We start from the raw sequence: 17,460 nt of genomic DNA, 5'->3' as shown, positions 1-17,460 counted from the left end.
ATAGTTTTTGCAATAACTCCCTAATTATTCGATAATAATAACGAAGATAACTAAAGGAGGGCGTTACCGTTGCAAAGCTTTACATATTGGAATCCAACAAAGTTAATTTTTGGGAAAAATCAGTTAGAACAACTTAAGAATGAAGTTCCGCAATATGGTAAAAAAGTGCTTCTTGTATATGGCGGAGGAAGTATTAAAAAAAATGGGCTATACGATCAAGTAGTCAGCCTGTTAAAAGAAATAAATGTGGAATGGTTTGAACTAGCTGGAGTTGAACCAAACCCACGAATCTCAACAGTTCGTAAAGGCGTAGAAATTTGTAAAAATGAAGGCATTGATTTTTTGCTAGCTGTCGGTGGAGGAAGTGTAATTGATTGTACAAAAGCCATTGCAGCTGGTGCTAAATACGATGGAGATGCATGGGATTTAGTGAATAAGAAAGCATTTGCCAAAGAAGCTCTTCCGTTTGGTACGGTCCTGACCCTTGCTGCTACAGGTTCAGAAATGAACGCGGGTTCTGTAATAACGAACTGGGAAACAAATGAGAAATATGGATGGGGAAGCCCTGCTGTATTCCCTAAGTTCTCAATTTTAGATCCAACGAATACTTTCACCGTACCAAAGGATCAAACAATTTATGGAATTGTAGATATGATGTCCCATGTATTTGAACAATACTTCCATCAAGTCGAAAATACCCCCTTACAGGATCGTATGTGTGAATCAGTATTAACTACTGTTATGGAAGTAGCACCAAAGTTGATTGAGGATCTGGAGAATTACGATTATCGCGAAACCATTTTATACAACGGTACAATTGCTCTAAATGGAATGCTACAAATGGGGTACAGAGGAGATTGGGCATCACATAATATCGAGCATGCAGTTTCAGCAGTATACGATATTCCGCATGCAGGCGGTCTTGCCATTTTGTTCCCTAATTGGATGAAGCATAATCTAAATGAAAACCCAGCTCGCTTTAAACAGCTAGCTGTTCGAGTTTTCGGTGTAGATGCTGCTGGGAAAACAGACGAAGAAGTAGCGCTTGAAGGAATTGAGAAGCTTCGCGAATTCTGGAGCAGTTTAGGTGCACCAACACGTCTAGCTGATTATGATATTGATGACTCGAAGCTCCAGTTAATGGTAGATCGAGCAATGGCAAATGGTGATTTTGGAAACTTTAAAAAGCTAAACCATGAAGATGTTACCGCTATTTTGAAAGCATCCCTTTAAGAATTTCATTCATGAGCTCGACTACAATCGGTCGAGCTTTTCCCTTGTAATTTATGGGATAATGTCGCTGAAATTGGTTTATTCTATAGATGTGAAAAATAATTCGAAATTGGACGCGCTTACATATAGGGAAGCTTCTTGATTCCTCTTTCAGGTTTCGTTAAAGTGTAATAGATAATAAATATATTGGAGGATCAATAGATGACACATGTTCGTTTTGATTACTCAAACGCATTAAGTTTCTTTGGAGAACACGAAATTACATATTTGCGCGATGCCGTGAAAGTCTCTCACCATTCATTGCATGAGCAAACAGGTGCAGGAAGCGATTTTTTAGGATGGGTTGACCTTCCTACACAATATGATAAAGAAGAATTTTCTCGCATCCAGAAGAGTGCTGAGAAAATTAAAAGTGATTCTGATGTTCTGTTAGTTATTGGAATTGGTGGGTCCTATCTAGGAGCAAGAGCAGCAATTGAGATGCTACAGCACAGCTTCTACAATGCCCTTTCTCAAGAGAAGCGGAAAACTCCTCAAGTACTCTTTGTTGGGAATAATATTAGTTCTACTTATATGAAGGACTTAATGGACCTTATTGAAGGAAAAGATTTTTCGATTAATGTCATTTCAAAGTCAGGTACAACAACAGAGCCTGCCATTGCCTTCCGAATTTTCCGTAAGCTACTAGAGGAAAAATACGGTGTAGAAGAAGCGCGTAAACGGATCTATGCTACAACAGACCGTGAAAAAGGTGCGTTAAAAACACTAGCTACAGAAGAGGGCTATGAGTCATTCATCATTCCTGATGATGTAGGAGGTCGCTACTCAGTGTTAACAGCTGTTGGTCTTCTGCCAATTGCCGTAAGTGGGGCTGATATTGATGCGATGATGAAGGGAGCTGCACAAGCTTCAGAAGATTTTGGTAGCTCAGAATTAGAAGATAATATTGCCTACCAATATGCGGTTGTGCGAAATGTTCTCTATAATAAAGGGAAAACAATTGAAATGCTTATCAACTATGAGCCAGGGCTTCAGTATTTTGCTGAATGGTGGAAACAGTTATTTGGCGAAAGCGAAGGAAAAGATCAGAAGGGAATTTTCCCTGCATCAGCTAACTTCTCAACAGACCTTCATTCACTAGGGCAATACGTTCAAGAAGGACGCCGTGACTTATTTGAAACGATTATTAAAGTGGAAAAATCACGCCATGAGCTGGAGATTGAAGAAGCAGCTAGTGATTTAGATGGCTTAAACTATTTGGCTGGCAAAACGGTTGATTTCGTAAACAATAAAGCATTTGAAGGAACGATGCTCGCACATACAGATGGTGGAGTGCCGAACTTAGTTGTATCTATTCCTGAAATGGATGCATATACTTTTGGATATCTTGTCTATTTCTTTGAAAAAGCATGTGCGATGAGCGGCTATTTACTAGGAGTTAACCCATTTGATCAACCAGGCGTAGAGGCTTATAAAGTAAATATGTTTGCTCTTTTAGGTAAGCCTGGATATGAAGAAATAAAAGCAGAATTAGAGAAACGATTAAAATAAACAAAAGGAGAGTTAGCCAAATTATGGTTAACTCTCTTTTTTATCATATTGTCCCCTCTTGTTAGGAAAAGCTAATAAAAAGAAATTGAAAGGGGATACGTAATAATGATTGAGATACCTTCCAAAATAGAAGGAATGCAATTTGACTTGTACAAGCTTGAACAAGCTCTTAAGCCTCTAGGATACACGGTTGGAGGGAATTGGGATTATGATCATGGTTCTTTTGATTATAATATTGACAGTGAAGTAGGATATCAGTTTCTTCGAGTTCCTTTTCAAGCGATCGATGGTCAATTGGATTCGAACGGCTGTACGGTTGAGATTGGTCGCCCTTTTTTGTTATCCCATAAGTACCAACGTGGCTTAGATGATAACGCCTTTACAGGGAATCTCTCCGCATCCTTTAATCAGTTCTCAGAGCCTGTTGATAAAGATGCAAGCTTTCCTAAGGAGTATATCGATGTTGGGAAAGCCCTTCTTGATGAGCTTGAAAGTGCATTAATAAATGAATGACTTTACTTCGATATAATTAATAGTTGATCATCAATTTGGATGCGGAACGACTTAGGAGGATTCACAACAGTGTTTTCTCCTCTTTTTATGCCAACTAATAAGATTTCCTCTTGGAGTAATAAAAAATTCATTTCTGTGAAGCTTTTTCCTACCATTTCTTTGGTAATTGGACTAAGCGAAAAACGACTTCCATTTAACTGATTCATGAGGTCCACTAATGAGCTGACAAGTCCTTCTGACGCAATGCTATTCATCATTGCAAAGCTTGTTAATATATTGGATTGAATGATTTCATCCGCGCCAGCTCGCTGCGCATTAAGCAACTGTTCAGAAGTAAGTACTTCAACAATACAGAAAATAGAAGGATTTAACCCTTTAATTGTTAAGAGTGTTAAGATGGTGTTCATATCAGCTTGAAGCTCATCCATATTTTGATCAGCTGTAATGATGACCTTTTTTGCTCCAGCAATATTTGCTTTCAGGAGTGTTGCATCTTGATTTGGCCGACCTTGGATAAAATGAACATGTGCATTTGTAAGAGGATTTCTTTCGAGAGAGTAATCAATTAATACAACATCTTCTGTTGTTTTTCTACATAGAGATTCAATGATTTCTCTTGAACGCTCGTTCCATCCAATTACAATTAAATGATGATCTTTTTTAAAAGCCACTTTGCCCTCCAAGTATGCATTTTGTCGTGTGACGGTAGCTGCCGCTAAAGTGACGAAATAGGTAGAAAGGAATCCAGCTCCTAAAAGAATCAATATGATTCCGGTTACTTTTCCAACCATTGATTGTGGAACAAAATCACCATAGCCTACCGTCGAGGTTGTAATAATTGCCCACCAAATGCCATCAAATATGGTTGGAAACGTTTGAGGCTCTATTATATGAGCGATGAACCCAAATGTAAGGATCAATAGCAAAGCCATCGCCAATATTCGAATCATGAGCGGGAGCCGAATAAAAGTCGAGTATAGAAGTCGTGACACGCTCTCACCCTCTAGAATAGTTCTCCTTTCCATTATTGACCAAAATGAACGAGGTAAAACCGTAAATGTAAAGAGCAGTTTCGATCATTCGGATTTATTGAATGATAACCAGGTTATAAGTAGTTTTGCGGATCTGTTCAGAATTTCAATGGGATCACCAAATTGCCTTTGAAAATCATCCGGTGAGAGATTATGAGGAATATGTTTAGTTACTCGAAATATATTATTAAAATATAATAAATTTTCCTTATTTTCACAGATTCTTACAGAAAATCATACCAAAAAATATTATTGCAAACAGGACTTTCGTAGTGGTAATATACTATTATACTTAATATTCAGCAAATTCTGTAAAAAAAGGAGTGAGTACGATGAAATTTTTACAATCAATGAGGTTTAAGCTTCCTTTTTTAATGATTGTTTTACTAGTTGTACCGTTAACAATAGTAGGCTTTCTCTCATATCAAAAAACGAAAGTAATAGAGTATGCTGTTATACAAAAAGAGGATATGGAGAATGTGTCTGCTAAATTTAAGAGGATTTTTTCTGAACATGAAAATTTAATAGATGAGTTCACAGGTTATCCCGAACTCAAAATAGATACGTATCGGTTTCCAACGAAAGTAGAAAAGAACATAACGAACATGCCGAAGCCGAACGATCCGATGAAAATGGAATTTTATGAATCCTTTTTCCAAGACTTTGAAAAACAGCATGATTTTCTATTAAATACTTATGTTGCGACAGAAGAAGGAGAAGTTTACTTATCTAATATTCCTCCGAAAGAAGTGGATTTGACTCAATTTGATCCGAGAGAGCGGGAGTGGTATAAGCAAGCAAAAGAGGCAAATGGTGGAGTGGTTTGGACAACTCCCTATGTAGATGCAGGCTCTGGGAAATCAACAATTACCTTAGCGAAAACGATAGAAGATAAGAATGGGAACATGATAGGAGTTGTAGGGTTCGATTTTGACATGCATAAACTGGCCCTTCTGCTGCGAGGGGATTTGAGAAACACAACATTAATTGTAGCCGCCCTTGCCACGTTAATCGGGATTGCTATCGTTTCAATCTTTGTCATTCGGTTTAACGGTACCCTTCAAGCTTTACGACAAGAGATGGCAAAGGTTGAAAATGGAGACCTTTCGATTCAACCACTGGCGGTAAATCGTAAAGATGAGCTAGGTGAAGTGATATCAAGCTTCAATCAAATGGTTGCAAACCTAAAAGAACTAGTCCAAAAGGTCATTGATACCTCCCAGCATGTGGCAGCTTCTTCAGAACAGCTAAGTGCAAATGCAGATGAAACCTCTAAAGCATCAGAACAAATAGCAAGCTCTATCCAAGAGGTATCATCTGGAGCAGAGATTCAGTTAAACCGAGTTTCAAGCTCAACCAATATTGTTCAACAAATCTCGATCGATATACGGGATATATCTACTCGTGCTGATCGAGTTGCTCAGTCATCCCAACATACATTAGACAAAGCACAATCAGGAGAGGCAATTATTCAGAATGCAATTGAGCAAATGAATAGCATCACACATAATACAAAGCAATCAGCAGAAGTTATTTCCCTATTAAGCGAAAAATCGAAGGAAATCGAAGAAATTGTTACATTAATTAATGCGATTGCGGATCAAACAAATTTGCTTGCATTAAATGCTGCAATTGAAGCGGCAAGAGCAGGCGAGCACGGAAAAGGGTTTGCCGTCGTAGCAGATGAGGTGCGAAAGCTAGCTGAACAATCTGGGAAATCAACACAGCAAATCAATACTCTGATCAAAGAGATTCAATCGAATATCCACAAAGCTGTTGATTCAATGCACAATGGAGAAAAATCGGTAAAGAGAGGTACCGAGTTAGTTGGAGATGCTGGGAAATCCTTTATCGATATTTCAGAATCAGTTGACGCTGTAAGCAATCGAATGAAGGAAGTATCTCAATCGATTGAACAAATAAACCAACACACAGGAGCGTTAGTAGATTCCATTAAGGGTGTAAGCGAGATTACGGAACAAACGACAGCTTATACACATGAAGTTGCAACTGCGACAGAAGAACAAACGGCTTCAATGGAGGAAGTTAGTGCGGCAACAAAAGTGTTAGCAAACATGGCAGAAGAGCTGCATGAAGTTGCTAGTCAGTTTAAAATATAATGAATGAGGGACAAAATCAACAGGCCTAGAAGCTAATTTCTAGGCCTGTAGTTAAATTATCGTTCTATTTTTTTTCTAATTCCTCTACCCTCTTTTCTAGTCGTTTTGTCTTTTCCATCTCCTGAATGAGAAATGCAACCGTACTACACGATATAAAAAATGCAACCCACGCCACGTGAAAGGCCCCCCAATAGTCTTGTATTTTAGTACTTTACCATCATATTCAATTTTCCAACAATATGCAATTATGCTAGTATTAGAGATAGTATACAAAAAATAGTAAGATAGGAGCTGTTTAAGTGCAAGAAATATCAAGCTTTGTAGGCGAGGTATTATTCAACCTTTTATTGGTTTTGACTCCTATTTACTTTTATCAGTTTATTTTTACTAATATGGATCAAAAGGTAGTTAAGATATTTTCAGGAATCTTTTTGGAATTGCAGCTGTATTAAGTATGACGTTTCCTGTGGTGGCTGGAGAAGGCTTTTTATGGGATTTGCGCTGGGTCCCCTTTGCGATATGTGTGTTATATATGGGAGACCTAGCAGGAGCCATATGTGGATTGATTCTAATTAGCTATCGTTTTTCTTTAGGAGGAATAACTGCGTCACTTACTGTACTTTCTGTAGCCATAATTATATTCTACTTATTTCAATTCTATCGGAGATATTTTCCTCAATTTTCAAAGCCGAAAAAATACATAAAGAATACAACTGCTGCTGTCATGACCTTTTTTATTGTCCTTAGTGCTATTTGGATTGAATCTCCTTCAATTTGTAATCGGTCTTGTATTTCCTGTTTTAATTCAATTCCTTTTATATGCCACTGAAAATCTGCCGATTTTATAGATTTTCTTGAAAATCAAATAAAAAAGCTGGCTCAATTCCATTTAATTGGAATTGAGCCAGCTTTATTTTTGTATTGTCGTCCTTTTTTGCTTCAGTTGTTGCTCCATCAGTTTTAGAATTCTTTTTAGAATTGATCGAAAAATGGCCATTGTACCTTGCCTCTCCATGCCAATTAGACAAGAGATGTAGACTCCTGCGGGAACAGCGGGACAGGTGAGATCCCGCAGGCGCTTTAGCGCTGAGGAGGCTCACCGCACGCCCCGCGGAAAGCGAAGTATCCTTGAGTGAAGATCAACCGGTCTTTTTAACCAAACTATTCTATTAAGGACTTTTTCAGTGGCCTCCATTAAATAGAGGCATTTTTTTATTGTGCAACCCTGAGTAAATAATAGATATACCTTTTCCTCTAGGACTGATTTATCACAATCCTCTAATGTGTAATGAATAAAAATATTTTTGTAAATAATGTAACGCGATATATGTCGAACGTTGTCGTTTGATGTATAATCAAAAAAAGTATATTAATTCTTCTAAAGGGTGATGAGATGAAAAAGGGGTTTTGGTTATTTCGAAAGCTTGAGAGAAAATTAGCTTTTGCTGTACTAATTGCTATATTTATTGTGTTTTCTGCGACAGGGGTAGTGATGTTTAGCCAAGCGAAACAACAAGTTGTTAACAATATTGAGGATACATTATCCATTAGTAGTTTATCTATTTCGGATAAAGTTAGCTCTTTCTTTGAAATTAGATCGACGATGGTTGAACAAATGAAAACCAACCAAACCATCGTTAATTTTCTCAAAACAGCGAATGATAGAGATCATATAACAGAAAACCCTTATTATAGTGAACTCAACATGGCGTTAGATGAGATTGCGGCACTAGACAAAACAATTGGACTGGCATGGGTGGCGAGTGAAGAGGGGAGTTTTCTCGTTGGAAATGGAAAATATCTTTCTGCGCCTGATTGGAAGATTAGTGAACGTCCATGGAGAATACAAGTAGAATCCAGTGAGGGGTTTACTTTTACAGATCCATATGTGGATGCTATTACAGGTAAGGTAGTCATCAGTATCGTTGATAAAATTCAAGATAATGGGAAGATCATCGGCTTTGCAGCGTTTGATGTGTATTTAGATGATCTTCCAGAGATCATGAAATCCTTTACATTTGGAGAAAATGGATACACGTTCTTGGTTGATCGTACTGGGCAATTTATGTACCATCCAGACAAAGACTATATATTAGAGAAAAATATTAATGAGCTTACAGGTGAGATGTCCGCGATTGCGAACGAATTATCTCAAAATCAAACGGGTGTGAAATTAATTGAAGAATCAGGCGAGGGGAAATATGTAGGTTATGCACCTGTTCAGCAAAGTGGTTGGGCAATCGGAGCCGTTATGCTACAAGATGAAGCCCTTTCCTCATTAGAGACCTTATTCAAGACGACCATATTGTCCTTTACGATTGGTACAATTGTATTGGTAATATTAATGTATGTACTTGTAAGACATAATTTACGATTAATTCCAAGACTTCAAACATCGTTAGAGAAGATGGCTAAAGGAGATCTTACTGCCAAAGTGGAGCATAATTCCTACGACGAAATCGGAGAGATTGCGGATTCAATGAATGCAATGGCATCTAGTATGACCGATGCTATGATTACCGTAAATGAATCTGCTTCTTCTGTTACCCATTCATCTGAAGAAATCCGTCAAGTGTTTGAACATACTATTCGTTCGACCTCTGAAGTAGCGATGGCAGTCGGGGAGATTGCGCAAGCAACTGAGCAGCAAGCGAATGATTCTGAATCTGGTTCTTCACAAGTAGATAGCTTGGCAGGAAACATTGAACAAGTGGTTCACGCGACAAAAGAGATCGATAGCAAGACCTTTGATGCCGTTCAATTAAGCAAGGAAGGTACAAACCAGGTGCAGGACTTAATCAAATGGTCAAAAGCAGCGAGTGAATCAACGAATCAAATTGGAACGATTATTAATGAGATGAATGAAGCAAGTAAACAAATCTCATCTATTGTGGAAACGATTCATGGTATCGCCGAACAAACAAATTTACTTGCTTTAAATGCTTCAATCGAGGCGGCAAGAGCAGGGGAAGCAGGAAAAGGATTTGCAGTTGTAGCAACAGAAGTTCGAAAATTGTCTGAGCAAACAGGATCTGCTACAGAGGAAATACAAGCGAAAGTTCATGCCATTCAAGAAAAATCAAGACAAGCTGTGCAAGAGTTTGAGTACAATAAAGAGTATATTGGGAAAAATGAACAATCTGTTATGCAGACAGAACAAACCTTTAACACTATTACTGTAACACTAGATGAATTGAATGTGGGCACTAGAAACATTGATCAATTGATAGAAGAGATGAAATCGAAAAAGGAAGAGCTTGTAGATTCCATGCAAAGTATATCTGCAAGTGCGGAAGAGAACTCAGCTGCAACAGAAGAAGCTTCTGCAAGTGCTCAAGAGCAATTAGAGCAAGTAAGACAAGCCTATCAATATGTTGAGATGTTAAATAAGCTTTCTGAAGACCTTAAAACATCCATCTCAGCTTTTCAATTTCGTAAAGAAGAGGGAGAAAAGTAAATAAAGATAAATAAGGGGCATCTCTATAAGGGGATGCCCCTTGCTATTTGATATCTTTTTTATCCTTTTAATAGAAAACAACCTTTGAAAAGTGATTTTTACGATTTTACAGCTGCTTTTAATGCAGCTCGTAAGTGTCCTTTGTGCTGCTTTAAAAGCTCGGCAACGTCTTCTTTCCCTAGGCCTGTTAAGAGGGATAGAATGGCAGGTTTAACTGCACCGTGAGTATCAAGAGCTTGAATGGCTTCTTCTTCACTTGCATCGGCTGCTTCCATAATGATATTTCGGGAACGGATTTTTAGCTTTTCATTTGATGGCATAACATCCACCATTAAGTTGCTGTAAACCTTTCCAAGTTTGATCATAGAGGCTGTTGTCAGCATGTTTAATATAAGCTTCTGCGCAGTACCTGCTTTCATTCGTGTTGAACCCGTAACGACCTCTGGCCCTACCTCGGCAACAATGTCATGATCAGCAATCTGACCCATTGGAGAGTTTGGAGAGCAAACGATAGAAGCGGTGACTGCACCTCTTTTTTTTGCTTCTTTTAATGCACCAATTGTGTATGGAGTGCGCCCGCTTGCAGCAATTCCAACGACAACATCCTTTGAGGAAACTTGATGAACACAAATTTCTTCAATCCCCGCCTCTTCATCATCCTCAGCCCCTTCCATTGGATACTGAATCGCTTGTTCTCCACCAGCAATGATAGCTACAACCTTTTCTGGATCCGTGCTATAGGTTGGAGGACATTCGGAGGCATCGAGAATTCCAAGTCTGCCGCTCGTGCCTGCTCCGATATAGAGGAGGCGACCGCCATCTTCCATTTTCTCTACGATCGAATCAACGACTTTCGCGATAACAGAAATGGTTTTTCCTACCGCAAGAGCAACTGTCTGATCCTCTTCGTTAATTTTTTTTAACATGTCTTCTGTGCTCAATGTATCGATTTCCATCGTGTTTGGATTTCTTGTTTCTGTCAGAATTTTAGTAAGATCCATTTTCTGTAACTTCCTTTCGTAATGTCAATAGGGACTAGGTGTAATTGACCCTAAAATGACGGGGTGTTTTGCTCCTGTTGCACTGGGCACATTTCCAGGCTGACCATGAAGTGTTTCATTTGCTAATAGCGCGAAGGCAATGGCCTCCTTTGCATCAGATGAATAACCAAGATCCTCTTGAATAAGGACTCTTCGTTCTGGAAGAAGCTTGCGAAGCATGTTAATCAACGTAGAATTATAGCTTCCTCCTCCTCCAATGATTACTTCATCTATTGCATGTGTAGGAAAGACATATGCTTGATAGGCATTCGCTATAGTCTGAGCCGTATAGTAAGTCGCTGTTGCCACAAGATCTTGCTTTGATAGGTGGCTGTACTGTTGTAAGATTTTCAGAATAAAACGCTCTCCAAAAAGCTCTCTACCCGTTGATTTAGGAGGCTTTTTATTGAAGAAATCTTTCTCCCACTGGATCCATTCTTGAACGACTTGTTGATTAACGACACCATCTGCAGCAATCGCTCCATTTTTGTCATATGGAATTTCGAATAGCTTTTCGCAAAGTCCATCCATGATCATATTGCCAGGTCCTGTATCAAAAGCGTAGATGTCCTCTAGAGAGCAATTCTTTGGAAGTACGGTTACATTTCCAATTCCGCCGATATTTTGCAGAAGTCTGCCGGCTTCAGGATTTCGATAGAGTAGAAATTCTGTAAAGGGGACAAGTGGCGCACCTTCCCCGCCTGCTGCCATATCCATTGAACGAAAGTTGGATACCACTTTTGTATTTGTTCGATAGGCAATCACACTAGGCTCACCAATCTGTAGAGTTGATGGTACAGATTGATCTGCAGCAAACGGCTGATGATACACAGTTTGACCGTGGGAACCAATAAAACTTAGCTGTTTCGTATCTATTCCTGCTTCTTTGCATACTTGAAGGACCGCATCAGCAAAAATATCTCCAAGTTCAAAATGCAAGCTAGAAAGAAGAGGGGTAGAAGACTGCTCCATGCTCATGACTTGAAAAATCTTATCTTTTACCTTTTGTTCAAATGGAGTGTTTGTGAAATGGATTAATTTCACGTTCGTAGACAGTCCAGCACCATCAATGGAAACTAATGCTGCATCCACTCCATCGACGGAAGTGCCAGACATTAAACCGACAGCTAGTTGTTCACTCACCCTTGTATCATTCCTTTCTTAATCGCATATTGAACTTCAATGGCGCCAGTCGCAGGAGATAAAGAGTGAGAGCGATAACTAGCTCCATTAAAGGCGGCGTCAATCACTTTTTTAAATGCCTCTTGGACCCATTGATTCTTTTCTAAAACGCTTCCTTTCCAAGCGACAATAGGTGTATCGACTATATTAAGTCTTTGAAGGAGCTGGACAGTTTGGTGACCAAGGGCTGTCCCAGCATCTTGAAAGAGGGAAATCGCTGTTTGATTCCCTCCCTCGGCTAGTTGATGAATCACCTCTGTCAAAGAGGCGATTTCACCTTTTGATGAGGAATAGATGAATCCCTTCAATCCTTTTCCATCTGTTGCACTGATTTTTTTTAATAGATTGCTTGAAAGATAGGAGAGGGGAACACCTTGGTCTATTTCATCCGCAATCCTTTTAATCGATTGGATGGCAACATGATATGCACTACCTTCATCTCCTAACAGATGGCCCCAGCCGCCCGTCATTCCTTCCAGTGCTCCATTCCTACCGTAGCTAATGGAGCCTGTTCCAGATATGGTAAGGACTCCATTGTTATTTCCAATCAAGCTGAAATATGCAAGTGCAGCATCATTGATAATATATATAGGAAGGGAGGTGAGCTTCTCTAGTTCTTTTTTCATCTCAGGGGCAAGATTGCCCGATTCCGCTCCAGCCATTCCGATAATAATCGAATCTATTGAACTTGAAGCTTGATCCATAGTTAGGTGTTGAATAACATTTCCAATATTCTTTAATGCATCAGGAAAAGAGACGGTAGGGTTACCGTGTCCTGAAATTGCTTCTTGTAGGATGTTTTTATTGTCATCAAGTAGTAGTCCTTTTGTTTTCGTTCCACCTGCATCTATACCGATAATCATCTTCATAATCCCACCTTAATTATTCGGCTTTAAAGGCAAATTTCCCCCATGGCTTTAAATAATCTAGAAGGAAAATCTCTTCTTCTCGAATTCTTCCAACTACATTAGTTTTACCAGAGTTTTCCATATCCTGTAAAGCGATTTGTAGCTCGCCTGTATATTGGGCATAGTAATTATTTTCTATGACGATATCTCCACGTCGAATATTAACCGCATGATGCGGAGGGAAATCGTGTCCACGATACTTAACACGGCTTTGGGTTGAGCGGATTAAATAGTCAGATACATCTCCTCTATAGAAATGAGGTTCAGCAAATAGGATCGTCTTTTCTAAATCCGTCGTGCTTTCATGGACTTCAACGGTGAAGGTAAGTTTCGCTGGATTCAGCTCACTCAATGATTTAAGTTCTTCCTCTGACGCATACGCATTGCTGATAATTACATCATCAATTAAACCAGTTGCAAATAGATGTTTCGCTTGTACATCAATTGGGAGATTGCGGTGCATTTCAAGAGTTGGGAGCCCTTCCATTACTGGCCATGGTCCAAACGTTGCTTCTGCTGATGAAACAAATGCTGCAGTTCTCATGCCAATCTCTTTAAATTTCTTGCTGCAATCAATAAAGAATGGATAAGACAGCCCTGAATATCGATGTGGATAAAAGTTATGACAACCTAATAATCGATCCTTATTTGGCTGATACGTCATGATATTGTCAATGTACTTCGTAGCGTTACTCATGTTCAGTTCAATTTTTAAATTGTATGGATTGTAGGACATCATAGATTCCTCATGACCTGTATACCCGAGGTCAAGTCGAATTCCATGAGCACCTAGGTCTGCAAAGAAGGAAAGGTCATCATAGGAAATATTCAGTTCTTTAAAAATCCTAGGGCTAATATCTGCAATGACCTCCATCCCTTTTTCACGAGCAAATGCAATTGTCTCTTTAAAATTTGCAAGAATTTCATCCTTGTTCCCTTCAACAGACAGGAGGCAAGTAAATACTCGTTCGAATCCGTATGAAGCAGCAAGTGCTAAATACTCTTTGTCTTCCTCAACTGTAGAATGATTCGGATATATAGATACACCAAGTCGCTTGCTCATTTTCTACTCCTCCTTATGCTCTCTTTTCTAATTCATCAATTCTCTTTAGCATCTTAATCATTTGTTCAATAAGTGAAATCTCACTAATAGAAGTCATCAGATGGTCCTGTGCATGTATCATTAATAGAGATTTCTCAAATTTATCTCCATTAATTTCTGCTTGGATTAATTGAGTTTGTGTTTTGTGTGCTTTGTTTAAGTCTTGATGAGCGGCTTCTACTAATTGATCCGCTTCTGCGAAATTTCCTTCATGTGCTTTTGAGAGTGCCTCGTAAGCAGTGCTTTTCGCATTTCCTCCATTTGAGATGATTTCGAAAATTTCCATTTCTATATTACGTACTTCTGACATTGACGACTCCTCCTTGAGCTTAATTGAAATATGATTCTAGCATAATTATAAAATAAAAATTTAAAAACACAAAATAAATATTGAAATTTTATTTCATTATCGCATATAATCATAGTATATTGAAAGCCTTTACAACACAATCTTTTTTTTGGAGGTGACTATGGCAGAATTTCAAGTGTTAAAACATATTAAAAGTCAGTTGGATTCCTATACTCCATCTGAGCTAGCTGTTGCAGAATACGTACTAAGCTCACCTGAAAAGGTCATGGAAATGACCACGAAGCAACTTTCTCAATCATGTGGAAGTAGTGAAGCTGCAATTATCCGTTTTTGTAAAAGAATTGGGATTAACAGTTTTAGCGGGTTAAAAATCGAGCTTGCCAAAAGTACAAAGTCGGAACAATCTCCTTCCGAGATGGTAAATACACTTTTGCATTTTGAAGATGACCTTCAGACGGTTTTTAACAAAGTGCTTGTTAATACCCATCAAGCGTTAAAATGCACTGAAAAGCTATTTGTTATTGATGAAATGGAGAGGGCTGTGAAGGCTTTTCATGAAGCAGAAAGAGTCTATCTGTATGGAGCAGGCGGTTCAGCTGTTGTAGCAGAGGACTTCACTCTGAAGCTGCTTCGATTAAATTACTTAGCTTTTCAAGCAAATGACATTCATGTACAAATGATGATGGCTGCGAATCTAACAGAACGCGATGTCCTTTTTGTCGTTTCTACTTCCGGTCAAACAAAAGAAATTCTAAAGCTAATGAATGTTGCCCAGGAAAAAGGAGCAAAGATTGTTCTTCTTACACAACATGGAAAGTCACCAGCACGAAAGCTAGCCGATATTGTGTTAACTATTTCAGAGGAGGAACACAATATCCGAATTGGAACGATGACCGCACGAATTGCGCAATTAGTCGTCATCGATGCCTTATTTGTAGCTCTTTGTATGGAAAAAGGACATGGTGTATATGAACAAATTGTTCACACCCATGAGGTTGTCCAAAGAATGAAAGAGGAGGAATAGTGATGAAAATTTTATTCGTATGTTCAGGTGGTATGTCAAGTGCAATCGTGGTTAATGCATTAAAAAAAGAAGGCGAAAAAGCAGGAATTGAAATGGAAGTTCAAGCAATCGGTACTGGTGAAGTTTCTGATGAAATCACAAAAGGCTGGGATGTGTGTATGGTAGCACCTCAAATTCGTCATCGTTTTGATCAAGTAAAACAAGAAGCAGACAAAGCGAACGTACCATGTGGGCCAATCCCGCCACAGGCATATACACCACTTGGAGGACCGACACTGCTTAAAACTGTAAAAGAACTAATTAAATAATAAGATAACGGGGGGTTCACTCATGCAAAAATTTGTAAGTTTTTTAGAGAATAATTTATCTGGCCCTATGGCAAGACTCTCTGAACAAAGACACTTGCAAGCGATTCGAGATGGAGTAATTTCGGCTTTACCGTTCATTATCGTTGGGTCCTTTTTCTTAATTCTAGCATTCCCGCCTGTACCAGAAGCGGGAGTATTCGGAGATATTAAGCAATGGGCTTCAGACAATATCATTGAAATCCTCATTCCATACCGTTTAACGATGTTTATTATGTCACTCTATATAGCCTTTGGGATTGGATATAATCTCTCCAAAAGCTATGGTTTAGACCCATTATCAGGTGCACAAATTTCAGTCGCAGCTCTATTATTAACAATTACTCCTCAAGTGATGGAAGGCCAAGGATGGGTTCTCCCAATGACAAACCTTGGAGGTCACGGATTGTTTGTGGCAATGATTGTTTCCATTGCAGCTGTTGAAATCCTTCGATTCTGTAAGACGAAAAATATTACTATTAAAATGCCAGAACAAGTTCCGGCATCTGTATCAAGAAGTTTTGAAGCTCTTATTCCCGTAGCTATTGTTATTTTACTCGTATCTTCTATTACCGTTTTAGCTGGTGTTGATCTACATCACCTAATTAGTAAGGCAGTTGCACCACTTGTTTCTGTTGGTGATAGTATTTTTGGTGTATTAATTCCAGTATTCTTAATTACATTCTTCTGGTCATTCGGGATTCATGGGGTTTCTGTAGTAGGAACGGTTGCACGTCCTCTATGGGAAGTATTCCTTGTTAATAATGCAGATGCAGTAGCTAGTGGGGGAGCGATTCCTCATATTGCACCGGAAACATTCTACCAATGGTTTATCTGGATCGGTGGATCTGGGGCAACGCTAGGATTAGTTCTTGCTATGGTATTCTTCTCACGCTCAAAATATTTAAAAGCATTAGGAAGAACAAGTATCGTGCCAGGTATCTTCAATATCAATGAGCCAATTATTTTCGGTGCTCCAATAGTATTGAACCCAATTTTAATCATTCCGTTTATCATTACGCCACTAATTACAGGAACACTTTCGTATGTGGCAACAACAATTGGGCTAGTTTCGCCAACCTACATCATGCCTCCATGGACACTTCCAGCACCAATAGGAGCATTCCTTGCAACGGGTGGGGACTGGAGAGCAGTTGTACTTGTACTTATTAATATTACCATTTCATTCTCAATCTACTTCCCGTTCTTTAAGATGTATGATAAGAAAATGATTCAAATGGAAGAAAACGACGAACAAGCAGCTTAAGCGAACGAAAATAAATCGAATTGAAAAGTGGGAGTCCTTGGATTCCCACTTCTTTATTACACAAACACAGGTTAGGAGTGAAGGAATTGGTAGAAACCGTCGTTCCAAAACGAATTGGCTTTCGAAGTGTATTTGTAATTCTTCTATCTGTTTCAATAGGGTTACTTCTATTATCAAAGCCGTTAGTAAGCATCGGTCTAACAAAAGAATGGAGTATTTTCCTCGCAACAGGAATCTCATCCACAATTGCATTAGCGTTTGTTATGTTGAAAATCGAAGGTCCCGTAGAGGATCCGTCTGTTAAAAAGAAACGACTATTGCTTTCCGTTATTGTAAGTTTCTTGATTAGCTTTGTTCTAGCATTTATAGCTAAATAAA

At 38.8% G+C, this 17,460-nt stretch carries 17 protein-coding genes; 10 read left to right on the top strand and 7 right to left on the bottom strand.

Annotation, left to right across the window (positions count from 1 at the left end):
- Window positions 1-69 precede the first annotated feature (69 nt).
- The 3 genes from LS684_RS17180 (at window position 70) to LS684_RS17170 (ending at window position 3,297) form a co-directional block, all read left to right on the top strand.
- Window positions 70-1,233 carry an iron-containing alcohol dehydrogenase gene (locus LS684_RS17180; RefSeq protein ID WP_233807734.1) on the top strand — a complete coding sequence of 388 codons (1,164 nt, stop codon included), beginning with the start codon at window positions 70-72 and terminating at the stop codon, window positions 1,231-1,233.
- 201 nt (window positions 1,234-1,434) lie between these two features.
- Window positions 1,435-2,784, top strand: a complete 1,350-nt coding sequence (locus tag LS684_RS17175) for a glucose-6-phosphate isomerase (protein ID WP_233807733.1) — start codon at window positions 1,435-1,437, stop codon at window positions 2,782-2,784.
- A 105-nt stretch (window positions 2,785-2,889) separates the two neighbouring features.
- Window positions 2,890-3,297, top strand: a complete 408-nt coding sequence (locus tag LS684_RS17170; RefSeq protein WP_233807731.1) for a YugN-like family protein — start codon at window positions 2,890-2,892, stop codon at window positions 3,295-3,297.
- Window positions 3,298-3,299: 2 nt separating this feature from the next.
- Here the strand turns inward: LS684_RS17170 and LS684_RS17165 are convergent, their stop codons facing one another.
- Window positions 3,300-4,289 (bottom strand): potassium channel family protein, encoded by a 990-nt coding sequence (locus tag LS684_RS17165; protein ID WP_233807729.1) that lies wholly within the window; start codon window positions 4,287-4,289, stop codon window positions 3,300-3,302.
- Between the two features lie 371 nt (window positions 4,290-4,660).
- Here LS684_RS17165 and LS684_RS17160 point away from each other — a divergent pair, with 371 nt between their 5' ends.
- Together LS684_RS17160 and LS684_RS24320 are read left to right on the top strand one after the other, a co-directional pair.
- Window positions 4,661-6,448 carry a methyl-accepting chemotaxis protein gene (locus LS684_RS17160; RefSeq protein ID WP_233807727.1) on the top strand — a complete coding sequence of 596 codons (1,788 nt, stop codon included), beginning with the start codon at window positions 4,661-4,663 and terminating at the stop codon, window positions 6,446-6,448.
- Window positions 6,449-6,863: 415 nt separating this feature from the next.
- Entirely contained in the window at window positions 6,864-7,277 is a 414-nt protein-coding gene (locus LS684_RS24320) for a LytS/YhcK type 5TM receptor domain-containing protein (RefSeq protein ID WP_432418833.1), read from the top strand.
- A gap of 13 nt (window positions 7,278-7,290) precedes the next feature.
- Here LS684_RS24320 and LS684_RS17155 read toward each other — a convergent pair whose 3' ends face one another.
- Window positions 7,291-7,476 carry a hypothetical protein gene (locus LS684_RS17155; RefSeq protein WP_233807725.1) on the bottom strand — a complete coding sequence of 62 codons (186 nt, stop codon included), beginning with the start codon at window positions 7,474-7,476 and terminating at the stop codon, window positions 7,291-7,293.
- Window positions 7,477-7,841: 365 nt separating this feature from the next.
- Between LS684_RS17155 and LS684_RS17150 the strand changes: the two genes are divergently transcribed.
- Entirely contained in the window at window positions 7,842-9,905 is a 2,064-nt protein-coding gene (locus LS684_RS17150; RefSeq protein WP_233807722.1) for a methyl-accepting chemotaxis protein, read from the top strand.
- 98 nt (window positions 9,906-10,003) lie between these two features.
- Here LS684_RS17150 and murQ read toward each other — a convergent pair whose 3' ends face one another.
- Genes murQ through LS684_RS17125 form a run of 5 tightly spaced genes read right to left on the bottom strand, consistent with a single transcriptional unit; the run spans window position 10,004 to window position 14,447 of the window.
- On the bottom strand, window positions 10,004-10,906 hold the full coding sequence (gene murQ, locus LS684_RS17145; RefSeq protein ID WP_233807720.1) for an N-acetylmuramic acid 6-phosphate etherase: 903 nt from the start codon (window positions 10,904-10,906) through the stop codon (window positions 10,004-10,006).
- A gap of 24 nt (window positions 10,907-10,930) precedes the next feature.
- Window positions 10,931-12,088, bottom strand: a complete 1,158-nt coding sequence (anmK, locus tag LS684_RS17140) for an anhydro-N-acetylmuramic acid kinase AnmK (RefSeq protein WP_267930290.1) — start codon at window positions 12,086-12,088, stop codon at window positions 10,931-10,933.
- Entirely contained in the window at window positions 12,085-12,996 is a 912-nt protein-coding gene (locus tag LS684_RS17135) for a BadF/BadG/BcrA/BcrD ATPase family protein (protein ID WP_233807713.1), read from the bottom strand. Before LS684_RS17135 ends, anmK begins: the two co-directional genes overlap by 4 nt.
- A gap of 13 nt (window positions 12,997-13,009) precedes the next feature.
- Entirely contained in the window at window positions 13,010-14,098 is a 1,089-nt protein-coding gene (locus LS684_RS17130; RefSeq protein WP_233807711.1) for a DUF871 domain-containing protein, read from the bottom strand.
- Window positions 14,099-14,111: 13 nt separating this feature from the next.
- The gene (locus tag LS684_RS17125; protein ID WP_233807702.1) at window positions 14,112-14,447 is read right to left on the bottom strand and encodes a PTS lactose/cellobiose transporter subunit IIA; all 336 of its coding nucleotides are present in this window, start codon (window positions 14,445-14,447) and stop codon (window positions 14,112-14,114) included.
- A gap of 160 nt (window positions 14,448-14,607) precedes the next feature.
- On the opposite strand from LS684_RS17125, the gene LS684_RS17120 reads away from it, so the two are divergent.
- The 4 genes from LS684_RS17120 to LS684_RS17105 all read left to right on the top strand — a co-directional run bounded on the left by LS684_RS17120 (window position 14,608) and on the right by LS684_RS17105 (window position 17,459).
- Window positions 14,608-15,471: a MurR/RpiR family transcriptional regulator gene (locus tag LS684_RS17120; RefSeq protein WP_233807701.1), complete on the top strand. Its 864-nt coding sequence runs from the start codon at window positions 14,608-14,610 to the stop codon at window positions 15,469-15,471.
- Window positions 15,472-15,473: 2 nt separating this feature from the next.
- Entirely contained in the window at window positions 15,474-15,779 is a 306-nt protein-coding gene (locus LS684_RS17115) for a PTS sugar transporter subunit IIB (RefSeq protein ID WP_233807700.1), read from the top strand.
- Between the two features lie 22 nt (window positions 15,780-15,801).
- Complete coding sequence (locus LS684_RS17110) at window positions 15,802-17,082, top strand: PTS sugar transporter subunit IIC (RefSeq protein ID WP_233807699.1); 1,281 nt, start codon at window positions 15,802-15,804, stop codon at window positions 17,080-17,082.
- An 86-nt stretch (window positions 17,083-17,168) separates the two neighbouring features.
- A complete protein-coding gene (locus LS684_RS17105; protein ID WP_233807697.1) occupies window positions 17,169-17,459 on the top strand; it encodes a hypothetical protein in 291 nt (96 codons plus the stop codon).
- Window position 17,460: the final 1 nt, after the last annotated feature.

Source organism: Cytobacillus spongiae, assembly GCF_021390075.1.
The sequence above is the reverse complement of the archived record's forward strand: the minus strand, read 5'-3'. Positions and strand labels throughout refer to the sequence as shown.

Excerpts from the sequence above, each read along its gene's own strand:
- LS684_RS17175 (WP_233807733.1), top strand. The coding sequence starts at position 1,435 with ATGACACATGTTCGTTTTGATTACTCAAACGCATTAAGTTTCTTTGGA.
- LS684_RS17170 (WP_233807731.1), top strand. The coding sequence starts at position 2,890 with ATGATTGAGATACCTTCCAAAATAGAAGGAATGCAATTTGACTTGTAC.
- LS684_RS17160 (WP_233807727.1), top strand. The coding sequence starts at position 4,661 with ATGAAATTTTTACAATCAATGAGGTTTAAGCTTCCTTTTTTAATGATT.
- LS684_RS17150 (WP_233807722.1), top strand. The coding sequence starts at position 7,842 with ATGAAAAAGGGGTTTTGGTTATTTCGAAAGCTTGAGAGAAAATTAGCT.
- murQ (WP_233807720.1), bottom strand. The coding sequence starts at position 10,906 with ATGGATCTTACTAAAATTCTGACAGAAACAAGAAATCCAAACACGATG.
- LS684_RS17135 (WP_233807713.1), bottom strand. The coding sequence starts at position 12,996 with ATGAAGATGATTATCGGTATAGATGCAGGTGGAACGAAAACAAAAGGA.
- LS684_RS17130 (WP_233807711.1), bottom strand. The coding sequence starts at position 14,098 with ATGAGCAAGCGACTTGGTGTATCTATATATCCGAATCATTCTACAGTT.
- LS684_RS17125 (WP_233807702.1), bottom strand. The coding sequence starts at position 14,447 with ATGTCAGAAGTACGTAATATAGAAATGGAAATTTTCGAAATCATCTCA.
- LS684_RS17120 (WP_233807701.1), top strand. The coding sequence starts at position 14,608 with ATGGCAGAATTTCAAGTGTTAAAACATATTAAAAGTCAGTTGGATTCC.
- LS684_RS17115 (WP_233807700.1), top strand. The coding sequence starts at position 15,474 with ATGAAAATTTTATTCGTATGTTCAGGTGGTATGTCAAGTGCAATCGTG.
- LS684_RS17110 (WP_233807699.1), top strand. The coding sequence starts at position 15,802 with ATGCAAAAATTTGTAAGTTTTTTAGAGAATAATTTATCTGGCCCTATG.